This window comes from Ruminococcus sp. NATIVEDY160, assembly GCF_045819885.1.
Taxonomy (GTDB): Bacteria; Bacillota; Clostridia; order Oscillospirales; family Acutalibacteraceae; genus Ruminococcoides.
The window spans coordinates 904,853-918,925 of the sequence record NZ_CP162391.1; the positions used below are offsets into that span (position 1 = coordinate 904,853).

The window sequence follows — 14,073 nt, forward strand, 5'->3', positions numbered from 1 at the left end:
TATGTAGTTTTATTTCCGAATTAGAATTATAATCTGCGTATATTTCTGAATTCGCATTAAAACCACTGTTTTTACCGTGTTGAGTGTCCTCGATAGGCACTGAGGAGCTGAACCATCTTGAGATGATAGGTGCTATTGTATATCAGCTGACTAAGAACCTCACCGAGGAGCAGATCAAGGCGGCCGGCTTTGAGGATTACTTTGTTGACCACACGACGGGCATCTATCCTCAGTCCGCGTCGGGAGTTCCGTGGACAGCGGCAGGCATGCAGAGCAAGGGCGACGCGATTACCGACCTTCACGAGAACATGGCGGCTGAGCAGAAGGCTATCAATCTACCACATAACTATAGATCAATCGCTTATAGTTATTAAAAATTCCAATGGATATTGATAATTCGATTGTTTTTATTGCCGCCAACTTCAATATAGTCTATAAGTGTATTGACAGTTGTGTAATCTAATTCTTCAATATCCTTGAATTGTTGCAAAAGCTCGTATTGAGATTTAGAATTAGACAACTGATAATCTATATCATCAATTTGTGAATTTAGCTTTTTAACATCATTTTCTAATGATTGTTTCTCAGTATTAAATTCACGTTTTAATGATAGAAAATCTTCGACTGAAATAACTCCGTCTAATTTATCAATATATGCGTCTTTGATACGAGCGTCTAAGTTTTCAATTTTCTGGTTTATTGTAAAAGCAAGACGTTGTAATTTTTCTTTTTTCTGTTGTAATCCATTTGAAGGGTTTATCTCACTTAAAACATAATTATCGTCTACATATGTGTTATACAAGATTTTAATTTGTTTTAATACTTCTCTTTGTAATACTTTTTCTGAAACAAATGTTCCTGTACATCTATTGTCAGCAAAGTAAGCAGTATTACAACGGAAATATCTTTCGTGATGAGTGTAATAAATCCTCATGGCACTTCCGCAACGTAAACAACGAACTTTTGTAGCAAAGATATTTGGCTTACCAGTTCTCCCACTTTTGGGCTTACTGGCTCTTAATCTTTGTACTCTGTCCCAAACATCTCTACTGATAATTGCTTCGTGTGTCCCTTCAACAATATCCCATTCTTCTCTTGGTTTGTTTCTTTTCTTATTGGATTTGTAGGATACGTTTTCTTGTACCCCCTGTACTGTATTGCCAATATATACCTCATTTGAAATCATGCGTTGGACTGAATACGTGTGCCAAATATCAGAACATTTTTTATTGACATTTTGAAATGGTTGTCCATGTTGTTGTTTGTATGTTGCAGGGTTAGGTATATGTTCTGTATTAAGCCTTCTTGCAATAGTTGTAACACCATATCCTTGTAAGTACAAATCAAAAACATATTGAACGATTTCAGCAGCTTCTTTATCAATGACAAGATGATTTTTGTTGTTCGGGTCTTTGATATATCCATATGGAGCGAAAGCACCAACCCATAAACCTTGTCTGCGTTTAGAGGATAGTGTTGCACGAATATTATCGGATAAATCTTCAAGATACCACTGATCTACAAGAGAATTAATTTGTCGTGATTTTCTATTTGCTTTGTTAGAAGAATCGTTATTATCAACAATACTCAAAAATCTAATACCCCAAACAGGGAAGAGTCTATTGATATATTTTTCGATCATTTCCATGTCACGAGCAAATCTTGATTGAGTTTTGCAGATTATCACATCAAATTTATTTTCTCGTGCATCATTAATCATGCGATTGAAATCAGGTCTATCTCTATCCGAGCCACTAAAATCTTCGTCATTATAAATGTCATAAACAATCCATTCTTTTTGACGACAATAATCAATGAGCATATTCTGTTGGTTTATAATAAAAATAAAGGCGGATGGACATCTTCTAATCTTACTAATGTTGCGACTATTGTATTAGACGGATTGAAGAACCTTGGTTATTACCCAATCATCTATACTGGCTACGAAGAGCTTGCGATGATGAACAACCATATCAGAAACGATTATGATTGTTGGTTCGCACAATGGAGTTCTCGACCGAGCGCGTATAAATATAATCGTATGGGTATGTGGCAATACGGTGGAGAAACGAATTACATTGATAGCCCGACAATTTCTGGTGTTGGCGTAATCGACCAAGATATTGCTTATAAAGATTACCCAACTATCATTAAGAATGGTGGGTATAATGGATTTAAGAAATCGAGCGACAAAGACGTAGCTCCGACACCTACACCATCTCCCACTCCGACTCCTACCCAAAGCGATGATGATAAGAAGATTGAAATTCCATCTATTAAGTATCGTGTACGCACTAACGGCAAATGGTGGGGCGAGATTACAGACCTCACAGACTATGCTGGTGTGGAGGGTGCACCGATTACCGACGTTATGATTAAACCAACGAAGGGAACTGTAAAATATCGCGTACATATTTGTGGCGGCAGTTGGTTGCCGTATGTAACTGGATATGATGTAAATAACGATGAGAATGGTTATGCTGGTGACCTAAAGCCTATTGACGCTATCGAGGTATACTACTATACTCCTTCAGATGTGGCGAAGAGCACTGGTTATTTACGTGCAAAATACAGAGTATCCCCGTCGTATTCCGCAAAATATTTTGATTGGCAATACGACAACGAAACAAGCAACGGACAGGATGGGTATGCTGGTGCATTTGGTAAAACCATTGACAGATTACAGATTACATTAAGTAAGTAATACTTGAAAGTTACTTGAAAATACTTGAAGGGTGTATGGACTTATCAAAAAACTCTATACGTTCCTATCGAGTATAAAATTAGGGTGTAGAGAAATTCATCTCTACACCCATTTTTTTACGATTAAGGTTTATATGATTTCATTATGTAGCAGATTCATAGCCTTACGAGAGCAGAAGGCGAGAACGACATACGACAACATTCTCCGCTTCTGCGACGACTATGATGTAAAGGACGCTATCCGTTTCCTGAGAGCGCGTGAGGTCGTGCACTATCAGCGCTTCGGCGAAAACCTCAGACTGCTGACCGACAAGCTTGATGAGAAAAACTTCTACGCTTTCAATCCCGAATTTGACAAGGCGTGTTTTAAGAAAAAGAAGTAACAAAAATAAAAAATTAATATTGTTGTACTTGACAAACTAACAACGTTAGTATTATAACGACTAACGCTGTTAGTTTTGCTTTTTTTGGAGGTAATAATGAGCACAAAGGGATTAACAAAGGAAAAAATCATCGCGGAGGCGATTGCCTATATCGAGGAGAGCGGGCAGTCAAGGATTTCTCTGCATGAGCTGGCTCGCAGATTGGGGATAAAAACGCCTTCTCTCTACAACCACATCAAGAACACAAGGGATTTGCGGCACGAGATTTTCAGACATGCTATCACAATGTTTGTCGACAATCAGAACGCCGCTACCGAGGGCAAGCAAAAGGATGAGGCGGTTATGGCGTTTGCTGACGCGTACTTTTCGTTTGCGAGGGAGAATAAGGGTCTGTACCGACTGATCATGTCAATGCCGCAGGACAACGACGACACCGAAAAGGAGCTTGCGGTTCCGCTGCTCGAAACAGCAATCAGACTGTTGCGTGACTACGGCCTGAGCGACGAAGAGTGTATTCACTGGCAGCGAGTATTCCGCGCCACGCTGCACGGGTATGTATCTCAGGAGGATCTGGGGTATTTTTACTATTATAAGGACACGGATCTGGAAAAAAGCCGTCAGCTTGCTGTTCAGTGCTTTCTGACGGGGCTTCACGCGGAAATAAATGCTTAAAAGAGGCGCAAAAATGCAAAAGAAAAACGAATTATTCACAACCATGCCCGTCGGCAGGGCAGTCGCGAAGCTGGCGGTGCCAACAGTAATCAGTCAGATCGTCGTCATACTGTACAGTCTGGCGGATACCTTCTTCGTCGGACAGATCGGCGCTCCTAACCAGCTTGCGGCGCTGAAGATACCCTGCTGCGACAGCGAGCTGATTGAGAAAATCGCGATAGAAACAGGCTTTGCGAAGGAATACGTCGAGAGATTCGGCGAGTACGCTGTATCTGACAGCCTGTACGATAACGCGCTCGCGGGCAGAACCTACGACGGTAAGTCCGACGCGGACAAGCTCTGGCTCGCTCAGAAGGACGTTATAACGCGGCTTGCGAAGGAAGGCTCATGCGTGATAGTCGGCAGGTGCGCGGATTTCATCTTGCGCGATATCGCAGATTGCCTTTCGGTTTTCATTCACGCGTCCGACGAGAAGCGCGCTGAGAGGATAGTGTCAGTTTACGGTCGGCGCGAGGAAGCTCCGGCAAAGCGCCTGCACGACAAGGACAGAAAGCGCAGAGCGTACTATGAGCTGTACACCGGAACCTCATGGGGAGATATAGCAAATTACACGATCTGCCTTGACAGCGGCGTACTGGGAACAGACAAATGCGTTGAGATCATAAAAGGTTTATATTAACACAAACAGGAAAGAGCCGGTCACAGTGAATGTGACCGGCTCTTGTTGTTTCAGTTCACGGCGAGCATCTTTATAGCTTTTCTTAAGTACAGCATAAATATTAAATACTGCACTACCGACATGATGTTAAAGAATATCTGCAATAATGAAACGATAATGAACGACGAGTTATCGTTGAAAATCAGGATAGCTATATTTGAACAGGTTTCGATTACATAGAAAACGCTGAAAAGCGTATATAACCTGCTGCCCGTCTGATCCATTTCCTTTTTGTCGAGCTTCAGGGACAGGCTGCGGATTCCCTGAATGACATAGATGATCGCCAGAAAGCTCGTGAGCGTAGTCAGCAGACCTGTAATAGTGCCTACAGCGTTGTCGCCCGACCAGATCATTCCTATGATAGAGAGTGCGACGCCAAACAGGATAGAATAAAGCGCGACCTTGAAGTTTTCGTTCTCACCGGACGCCTTCAGAACTCCGATAATTGTCAGCGCAAACCCTGCCAGTAAAAATATGACGGCAAGTATCGCGATGATCAAAAACGGAGCCAACAGCAGCTCTTCTTCCGGGAAGTTTATGTAAATATAATAGTTTATCATGTTGCCGATAGCTGATGCAGTCGAAAAAACACTGGCAAGCATAAATGAAATCTGCGCCAAAAATACTATTTTGATACCGCGCTCGGCTTTTGGAAATGTCATATATAACTCTCCTTTTCAGAGTACTAGATATAATAACCCAGCTTATTATATTGTAAAGTGAAAAAAATGTTTTGTCAATGTACAAACGCATAAAATTATCCAAAATAATTACTTGATTTTACGCTATTTTTTGTTATAATATATTATGTATTATTGTTTATTGGAGGATATCGTGGAAAACGTAAGACAAATACCTACAAAGCTAAACAAGCTGAATTGGATTGTTCCCGCGTGCTTCGGATGTTCGTGCGCGCTGTTGGCGGCGGCGATCTCGCTTCTTATGGTCAGGGGCTTCGACAACATGGAGCACAGCTGGCTGTTCAGCATAGGCGCGGATTTGTTCTGCATGGCGGTATGCGTTATGCTTTGCTTCAGCTGCGTGCTGAACTTCAAACGGAGAAACGAGCACACGAGGGTTTTTGTCGGTCTGCTGACAACCAACGCGATGGCGATGTTTCTGGACGAGGCGGCGTGGCTTGTGCAGGGCATTCCTCAGTTCAGAACACTCAATTTGATAATAAACGTGTTATTTTATATGAACGGCGTTGTTTTGATTTACGAGTTCTGGCAGTACGTGCGGCGAGTTCTCAAGATGGAAAACAGCCTGATGAGGGCGGCTGACAGCATACTGAATCTGCTGCTTATCCCGACGCTGCTGCTTTGTCTTGTTAATTTCTTTTATCCGCTGTACTTCATGGTTGACGAAAACGGCTGGTACCAGCGCTGCGACAAGTGGTACATAAGCCAGCTGTATATGTTCGTCGCGCTGCTGATAGTAATTCTGGAGCTGCTGATGTCGAGGGCGTCGAAGAAAGACAGGCTGGTCGCTTTTTCGTTCGTCGTAATTCCTCTGATAAATCAGCTGCTCACGCGGTACACATTCGGAATCTCGACACAGTACGCCGCGATGCTCGTATCGATCGTCCTTATTTACGGCGTGCTGTTCGCGGAGCGTGAAAAGACGATCAACTCGACGGAAATGGAGCTGAACGTGGCGACGCGGATACAATCCGATATGCTTCCGAACACCTTTCCGTTTTTGCCTGACAGGACGGAATTTGACCTGTTTGCCTCGATGACTCCCGCAAAGGAGGTCGGCGGTGATTTCTACGACTTCTTCATGGTTGACGACGACAGGCTGGCGCTTGTTATTGCCGACGTTTCGGGAAAGGGAATACCCGCCGCTCTGTTCATGATGGCGTCAAAGATTCTGATAAAGAACTGCGTGATGACGGGCAAAAGCCCGGGAGAGGTTCTCAGAACCATAAATAACCAGATCTGCGAAAACAATCAGGAGGAGATGTTCGTCACTGTCTGGCTGGGTATTCTTAATCTCAGTGACGGCACCCTCGTTTCGGCTAACGCGGGTCACGAATATCCTCTGCTCAAGACTCCCGACGGCGATTTTGAGCTGGCCAAGTCGAAGCACAGCTTTGTCGTAGGCGGAATGAAAGGACTGAAATACCGTGAAACCGAGCTGAAGCTCGAACCCGGCGCGAAGCTGTTCCTGTACACCGACGGAGTTCCCGAGGCGGAAACAAAGGGCGAGAAGCAGTACGGCTACGACAGGTTCCTCGCTGTTGTCAACAGGCACAAGAACGGCACTCCTAAGGAGCTGCTCGCGTCTGTAGAAACGGATGTTAAGGACTTTGTACAGGAATATCCGCAGTTTGACGACCTCACCATGCTTTGCGTGCATTATATCGGAAAGGATGATAATGATGAAAGAGCTGACGATTGAAGCGGCAGTTGAAAACATAGATAAAGTTACTGCTTTTGTGACAGAGGAGCTTGACAAGCTCGATTGTCCGATGAAGGCCGAAACCCAGATCGCGATCGCGATTGATGAGCTGTTCGGAAATATCGCACGCTACGCTTATTCTCCCGATATCGGCAAGGCTACGGTCAGGTTTGACGTCGACGAGAATCCGCTCTCGGTGATTATCACCTTTATCGACAATGGCGTTCCGTTCAATCCGCTTGAGCAGACAGAGCCTGACGTTCACGCTTCCGCTAAGGAGCGCAAAATCGGAGGCCTTGGAATCTTTTTGGTTAAGAAAACCATGAATATGGTTGAGTACGAATACAAAGACGGTCAGAATATTTTAAGAATAAAAAAGAACCTTGAATAAGACAAAAGAGATGAAAGAATGAAAAACAACGGAAAAATAATCAGTAAGCTGTTCCGCAATTCGGTGATAAGTATAATTGCGGCGGCGATTGCCACAATGCTCGGCATTGTTATCGACGGTATTATTATCGGCAGGTTCCTCGGATCCGACAGCATGGCGGCATACGGACTTGTTACTCCGATAATCAACCTTGCCACCGCGTTCAGCGGCATTCTGGCGACGGGCGCTCAGATCATCTGCGCGCAGTATCTTGGCGCGGGCAGCAAGCAGAAGGCAAGACGCGCGTTCTCGATGTGCATGGTCATCACGGTGATTATCTCGCTGTTAATGGCTGCGGGAGTCCTGATTTTCAGGTATGATATCAGCCGGCTTCTCGGCGCCCGCGGAAACGCTTCAAATCTGCTCGAGCCCACCGCGGATTATCTTCTCGGTATCGTGTTCTCGTTCCCGTGCGTGCTGTTCCTGTTTGAGTTCAACTCGCTGATGAGGCTCGACGGCGACGCAAACCGTGTTGTTGTCGCGGTTGTCGTCATGACGGTGCTCGATGTCGCGGGCGACCTTGTCAACGCGCTCGTGATTCACGGCGGTATGCTCGGCATGGGTCTTACAACCTCTATCAGCTATGTAGCGGCGCTGATTATTATGCTGCTCCACTTTACAAAGAAGGATATAATCTTCAAGTTCTCGTTTAAGGGACTTCGCATAAAGGATCTGGGAGATATTATCGTTACAGGCTCGTCCTCGGCGGTCGGCTCGGCGTCCTCGATGCTGCGAAACGCGGTTCTCAACCAGATTATGGTCGCGTCAATTATGTCCAGCACAGCGGTCGCTGCTCTCGGCGTAGTAAATACCGTTTTCAACTTCACCTCGTCGACAATGCTCGGCATTGCGATGACGACCGCGATAATCGCGGGCATGATTCTCGGCGAGCAGGACAGAGTCGCTGCGGAATCGCTAGTCAAGGTGACGATGAAGGCTACTCTTATCGTAGGAGCTGCGCTGACGGCGATACTTATGATCTTCGCCGATTTTATCGCAGGCGCGTTCGGCGGTGCTGACGGCGCTCAGATGGTCGCTATGGCTACAAAGGGTCTGCGAATCTATGCGCTGAGTATCTTTTTCTACGGACTCAACGTCGCATTCATCAACTACACTCAGGGAATGCGCCGCACGGTCGTTTCAGACATCTTCTGCTTCCTCGTCAACTTCCCGTTTATCGTGCTTCCGGCGCTCGCGCTCTTCGGTGTTCTCGACGCCGACGCGGTATGGTGGTCGTTCCTTATCGGCGAGTCAATCAACCTCGTCTGCATTATCGTCTACGCGGCGATCAGGAAGCGCGGATTTCCGTTCCGAGCGAAGGATTACCTGTTTCTCAGGGACGGCTTCGGCGTTTCGGAGGATAATCTCCTCGACTTCTCTGTAACCGAGCAGTCGCAGGTTGTTCCCGCCTCAGAGGGAGTGGCGAAATTCTGTGAGGAAAAGGGCGCGACGCCCAAGGAATCCATGATGCTCTCGCTTTTTGTAGAGGAGCTGAGCAACAATATCATTAAGTTCGGGTTTGCCGACGGGAAGAGTCACAGCATAGATATCCGCGTTATCAAGCTCGACAACGGCTGGACGCTGCGTATGCGCGACAACTGCAAGCGGTTCGATCCGACCGAGTGGATCAAGCTTCACGAAACAGACGACAAGACAAAGAATATTGGTATCCGTATGGTGTGCGGTATGGCAAAGAAGGTAGAATACCTCAGCACTATGGATTTGAATAATATTACCATTACAATATAAAGGAGAAATCAATATGAACATCAAAAGAAAAAAGGACAGCAGCAATCTCTTTGTAACAGTAAACGGCAGAATCGACACAGTAACCGCGCCCGAGTTTGAGGCGGGAGTAAAGCCCTACCTCGACGGCGTAACAGATCTGACGATCGACTTCAAGGAAGTAAACTATGTTTCTTCCGCGGGACTCCGCGTACTGCTTTCACTCCAGAAGAAGATGATGGCTCAGGGCGAGATGAAGCTTGTCAACGTCAGCGAGGCTGTAAACGACGTATTTGAGGTCACAGGCTTTGACGAGATCCTGACATACGAAATGGGTGAGTAAGTATGAATATCATTGAACTGCTTGAGCAGTATACAAGAGAAAAGCCCAACGCTGCAATCTTGTTTGACGAGGCTCATTCCAAGGGTATTACATACGCTCAGCTCGACGAGATGAGCGGCAGGATATACGCCCACCTCAGCGCAAAGGGAATAGGCAGGGAGGACTTTGTTCTGATCAATCTGCCCAGAGGTATTATGCCCGTTATCGCGATGATCGGCGTCTGGAAGGCAGGCGCGGCATGGGCGCTGGTTGAGGATACATACGCACCCGACCGAATCGACTATATCCGCAACGACTGCGGCTGCAAGTACGAGCTCAACGCCGAGTGCTGGGACGAGCTGATGGCTACAGAGCCGAAGACAGGTCACGCCGTTACCGACGACCACGATGCCGCCTACGCGATTTATACCTCGGGTACTACAGGCAACCCCAAGGGCGTTCTGCACGAGTACGGCAACCTCGGCAGAGCGATCGAATCCGTCCGTCTTAACGGAGAGAACCCCTTCAACGGCAAGGACAGACTCGCACTCCTCGCGCCGATGAACTTTGTCGCGTCCGTAATCGTTATCCTCGAGGTTCTCAGTATCTGCGGCGGCAAGATGTTCATTGTAAGCTACGCCACGATCAAAAACCCGATGGCGCTTAAGATGTTCTTTATCGATAAGCGCATCACGATCACCTTCCTGACTCCGTCCTATGTCCGCATGCTCGGCAACCAGACAGGCCCGTTCCTCAGAATGCTCTTTGTCGGCAGCGAGCCCGCGAACAATCTCTATAACAAAAACCTCGATCTTGTCAATATTTACGCCGCGTCCGAGAGCGGATTCGCGGTAGGCGTGTTCAAGATCGACAGGGAATACGAGACCTGTCCGATCGGCAAGCCCGAGATTGAAACTAAAATCACCCTGATCGCCGAGGACGGCACAGAAGCCGAGGACGGCGAAATCGGCGAGCTCTGCTTTGAAAATCCCTTCGTCCGCGGCTATATCAACCTTCCCGAGGAAACCGAGAAGGCGTTTGTAAACGGCATTTATCACACGGGTGACCTCGCGCGCAAGGAAGCCGACGGCAACTACGTCCTGCTCGGCAGAACCGGCGACATGATCAAGATTAACGGCAACCGCATTGAGCCTGCCGAGATCGAAGCGTCCGTAAAGCAGGTGCTCGGAATTGACTGGGCAGCGGCGCGCGGCTTTGAAGAGGGCAACAAGAGCTATCTCTGCGCCTATTACACCGCCGACGTCGAGGTCGACACCAACTACATGCGCGAGGAACTATCGAAGCGCCTGCCTTATTACATGATACCTGCCTACTACATAAAGATCGACAAGGTGCCGCTCAAGCCGAACGGCAAGATGGACAGAAAGGCTCTGCCCAAGCCCGACACCTCCGACTTCAAGACAAGCTACGCCGCGCCCGAGAACGAGATCCAGCGGAAGCTCTGTACCGCTATGGAAAAGGTGCTCAAGCTCGATCAGGTCGGCATCAACGACGATTTCTATGAGCTGGGCGGCGACTCGCTCGGTTCTATCCGCGTAATCACCGAGAGCGACCTGCCCGGACTTAACGCGGGCGAGATCTTCCGCGGCAGAACTCCCAAGAATATCGCAGCTCTGTACGAGGCGAACCACGCTAACGACGACGGCGAGGCTCCCGAGCAGAAAAACGCCCGAGCGATGGAAACAGACCATCCGTTGACAACCGAGCAGCTCTACATGGTTGACTATCAGCTTTACACTCCGAAATCCACCATGTACAACCTCTTCTCGATGCTCAAGGTAGACAAGGATATGTTCGATATGCAGAAGATGGCTGAAGCAATGCACACAGCTATCCGCAACCATTCGGCGCTGCTGACCACCTTCCACTTCAACGAGGACGGCGAGATCGTTCAGCGCTATACGCCCGAAGTATTGCAGGATATCCACGTTGAAAAAATCAGCGAGTTTGAGTTCGCCACCTTAAAGGACAACCTCGTTCAGCCGTTCAAGATGATCGGCGGCTGTCTGCACCGCTGCCGCGTATTCGAAACAGAGAAGAGCGGCTATGTATTCTTTGACGTTCATCACACGCTTTTCGACGGCACCTCGCTCAAGGTATTCATGGGCAACGTCGGCAAGGCGTACATGGGCATGCAGCCCGAGCTGGATCTGTACTATCTTTTCCTGCAGAACCGCGAGGACGCAGTTGAGTCCGAATTCTACGAGGAGAGCCGCAAGTACTTTGAGGAGCGCTATGAAGGCGTAGAGTGGTCGAGCTACCCGAAGGTTGACCACGAATCGCGCGAAAACGAGATGGGCGAGCTGTTCGCACCTCTCGGAATCGAGCAGCCCCAGATGAAGGCGGTAGAGCGTCAGTACAAGGTCAGCCGCAACGAGTTTTTCATCACCGCGGCGATTCTGTCAATCGCGATTTACAACAAAGAGAACGACATCAAGATTTCATGGATATACAACGGCAGAGAGGACATGACCGCGATGAACACAGTCGGTCTGCTGTTCCGCGACCTTCCTGTCGGCGTCCGCTTAAAAGACGAGATGACACTCCGCGAGCTGTTCGCAGAGGTTCACACCCAGGTTCAGAAGGGCATTGAGCATAGCTGCTATCCCTATGTAGATATCCACAACCAGGTCGGCGGTGAAGAGGCTGCGTATCTGCTCTATCAGCGCGATATCCGCGACATGGGCGGCCTTGAGGGAATGAACGTCGAAACAATCGATGTCCGCCAGAACCAGGCGGCTTCACAGACGGTTCTCGATATGGAGATCCTCGACGGCGCGGACGGTCTTATCCTGATGATCGACTACACCGCGAGCCTCTACGACGACGAGAGCATGAACGTCTTCAAGGATACCTACCTCAGAGTCGCTCAGGGCTTGGTTACCCACAACTCTCAGAAGGACGTTACAATCGGAGAAATCCGCAATAAATACACCAATAAAAAGAACTTCTTCGAGACGATTGCCGGCATATTCAGGAGAAAGAAATGAACCTGAACAGAAAAAACGACGCAAAAATCATTATTCGCCACCGCTACGGCGTCAATCAGCGCATAACGGGTGAGTATGATACCGACCTCGCTGTAAAATGCCGCAACGGAGTGTTCGTCGGCGGAAAGACAGGCGATGTGATCGCCTTCAAGGGAATCCCCTTCGCGCAGCAGCCCACGGGTGAGCTGCGCTGGAAGGCTCCCGTTCCTCCCGCGAACAGCGACGGCGTTTTTGAGGCGTACTACAACGGAAAATCTCCGATCCAGACCGAATGGAAAACCGAGCAGGCGTCATACTATCCTCAGGGCGAGGACTGCCTATATCTCAACATATGGGTGAACCGCACCGACGACCGGACGGATAAGCCCGTCATGGTATTCCTCCACGGCGGCTCCTACGGCTGGGGCGGCACCGCCGACCCTCTCTACGACGGCAAGGCGCTTGTCAGCAAGCACCCTGATATTATTCTCGTCACGGTGGGTTACCGCACGGGTCTGATGGGCTTCGTTGACTTCTCATATCTCAAGGGCGGCGATGAATATCCCGACGCACCGAATCTCGGAATTCTCGACCAGATTGAGGCTCTGCGCTGGGTTCATAACAACATCAGGGCGTTTGGCGGCGATCCCGAGAACGTGACTGTATTCGGCGAGTCCGCAGGCGGCGGAAGCGTTTCGCTGCTGCCGATCATTCCTCAGACGAAGGGTCTGTTCCGCCGCGTAATAGGGGAGAGCGGTTCGGTCGCTCTGACATTCTCAAAGGAAGAGTGCCGCGAATTCACCATGCGCCTGATAAAGGAGAGCGGCGCGAGGTCTATGGACGATCTGCTCTCGATGGACGAAAATCAGCTTCGCGCGCTCAACGAGAAGGTAAATTACTATAACAACTTCCCTCAACGCGACGGAAGGCTGATTCCTGAGAATCCCTATGAGCCTTATGAAAACGGCGCGACCGCTGACGTTGATATTCTGATCGGCACCAATTCGAACGAGATGAATTACTGGATAGGCGAGATCGGCGGCGTGGTTCCTTTCCGTTTCAGCATACCCGTGAAGTTCGAAAACGACATGAAACTCCTGCCCAAAGAGGATAAGGCGCGTGCAAAGCAGTTTATGTCAAGGCTGCACGGTCACAGCATGTGGCGCATGGCCGAGTTCTACAACGAGATGATGTTCCGCCTGCCTGCTATTTATCAGGTGCAGGAGCATTCCAAGAACGGCGGCAAAGCGTATATGTACTACTGGACTGTGCCTTCCGCAATGCCGCTGCGCAAGGCTTGTCACGCCGTAGAGCTTGCATATGTCTTCGGCAACCTCGACGAAACGATCTACACCGGCGAGCGAGCCGACGAAGCTCTGTCGGATATGGTGATGCAGATGTGGACGAACTTCGCGCGCACAGGCGACCCGTCGGTCAACGGACTCGGCTGGTTCCCGTACGACGAAAGCTCGCGTGTATCGATGGTGATTTCGAAGGAGCCGCACCTGAAATCCGACGTGCTCCGTGAACAGCGTGAGCTTCTGTCACCGCTGCTGCATTACATGATCAATCCGTCATACGCGACGCTTGACTATAACGTGCCCTTTGTCCGCAAAGCTATCTTGGGCGGAGTCGCAGCAGCAGCCGCCGTTGCAGGTATAGCGATTCTCGTCAAGAAATTACTCGACTGACAAAATATAAAACCATAAAAGCCTGTCGCTTCCATT

11 protein-coding genes and 2 pseudogenes are annotated in these 14,073 nt (G+C 48.5%); 11 read left to right on the forward strand and 2 right to left on the reverse strand.

Going from position 1 to position 14,073, the window contains the following annotated elements:
* Positions 1-83: 83 nt before the first annotated feature.
* Positions 84-329, forward strand: a pseudogene (locus tag AB1I49_RS04430) (manganese catalase family protein); the annotation flags it as partial.
* A 41-nt stretch (positions 330-370) separates the two neighbouring features.
* Here the strand turns inward: AB1I49_RS04430 and AB1I49_RS04435 are convergent.
* The gene (locus AB1I49_RS04435) at positions 371-1,822 is read right to left on the reverse strand and encodes a recombinase family protein (protein WP_407721494.1); all 1,452 of its coding nucleotides are present in this window, start codon (positions 1,820-1,822) and stop codon (positions 371-373) included.
* Between the two features lie 6 nt (positions 1,823-1,828).
* Here AB1I49_RS04435 and AB1I49_RS04440 point away from each other — a divergent pair, with 6 nt between their 5' ends.
* The 4 genes and pseudogenes from AB1I49_RS04440 (at position 1,829) to AB1I49_RS04455 (ending at position 4,437) form a co-directional block, all read left to right on the forward strand.
* Positions 1,829-2,704: a GH25 family lysozyme gene (locus AB1I49_RS04440; RefSeq protein ID WP_407721495.1), complete on the forward strand. Its 876-nt coding sequence runs from the start codon at positions 1,829-1,831 to the stop codon at positions 2,702-2,704.
* A gap of 169 nt (positions 2,705-2,873) precedes the next feature.
* Positions 2,874-3,086 (forward strand): annotated as a pseudogene (locus AB1I49_RS04445) (manganese catalase family protein); the annotation flags it as partial.
* A gap of 96 nt (positions 3,087-3,182) precedes the next feature.
* Entirely contained in the window at positions 3,183-3,758 is a 576-nt protein-coding gene (locus tag AB1I49_RS04450; protein ID WP_316612149.1) for a TetR/AcrR family transcriptional regulator, read from the forward strand.
* 13 nt (positions 3,759-3,771) lie between these two features.
* The gene (locus tag AB1I49_RS04455) at positions 3,772-4,437 is read left to right on the forward strand and encodes a cytidylate kinase-like family protein (RefSeq protein WP_316610059.1); all 666 of its coding nucleotides are present in this window, start codon (positions 3,772-3,774) and stop codon (positions 4,435-4,437) included.
* Between the two features lie 50 nt (positions 4,438-4,487).
* Here the strand turns inward: AB1I49_RS04455 and AB1I49_RS04460 are convergent, their stop codons facing one another.
* Positions 4,488-5,138, reverse strand: coding sequence for a hypothetical protein (locus AB1I49_RS04460; RefSeq protein ID WP_316612147.1), 651 nt, complete (start codon positions 5,136-5,138; stop codon positions 4,488-4,490).
* A 172-nt stretch (positions 5,139-5,310) separates the two neighbouring features.
* Between AB1I49_RS04460 and AB1I49_RS04465 the strand changes: the two genes are divergently transcribed.
* The 6 genes from AB1I49_RS04465 to AB1I49_RS04490 are packed head-to-tail and all read left to right on the forward strand — an operon-like array spanning position 5,311 to position 14,037.
* Positions 5,311-6,879 carry a PP2C family protein-serine/threonine phosphatase gene (locus AB1I49_RS04465; protein WP_316610063.1) on the forward strand — a complete coding sequence of 523 codons (1,569 nt, stop codon included), beginning with the start codon at positions 5,311-5,313 and terminating at the stop codon, positions 6,877-6,879.
* Positions 6,857-7,270 (forward strand): ATP-binding protein, encoded by a 414-nt coding sequence (locus AB1I49_RS04470; protein WP_407721496.1) that lies wholly within the window; start codon positions 6,857-6,859, stop codon positions 7,268-7,270. The genes AB1I49_RS04465 and AB1I49_RS04470 overlap by 23 nt, the downstream gene beginning before the upstream one ends.
* Positions 7,271-7,288: 18 nt before the next feature.
* Positions 7,289-9,058, forward strand: coding sequence for an MATE family efflux transporter (locus tag AB1I49_RS04475; protein ID WP_407721497.1), 1,770 nt, complete (start codon positions 7,289-7,291; stop codon positions 9,056-9,058).
* A gap of 13 nt (positions 9,059-9,071) precedes the next feature.
* Positions 9,072-9,377: an STAS domain-containing protein gene (locus tag AB1I49_RS04480; protein ID WP_186833329.1), complete on the forward strand. Its 306-nt coding sequence runs from the start codon at positions 9,072-9,074 to the stop codon at positions 9,375-9,377.
* A 2-nt stretch (positions 9,378-9,379) separates the two neighbouring features.
* Complete coding sequence (locus AB1I49_RS04485) at positions 9,380-12,367, forward strand: AMP-binding protein (RefSeq protein ID WP_407721498.1); 2,988 nt, start codon at positions 9,380-9,382, stop codon at positions 12,365-12,367.
* On the forward strand, positions 12,364-14,037 hold the full coding sequence (locus AB1I49_RS04490) for a carboxylesterase/lipase family protein (protein WP_407721499.1): 1,674 nt from the start codon (positions 12,364-12,366) through the stop codon (positions 14,035-14,037). The genes AB1I49_RS04485 and AB1I49_RS04490 overlap by 4 nt, the downstream gene beginning before the upstream one ends.
* The last annotated feature ends 36 nt before the right edge of the window (positions 14,038-14,073 follow it).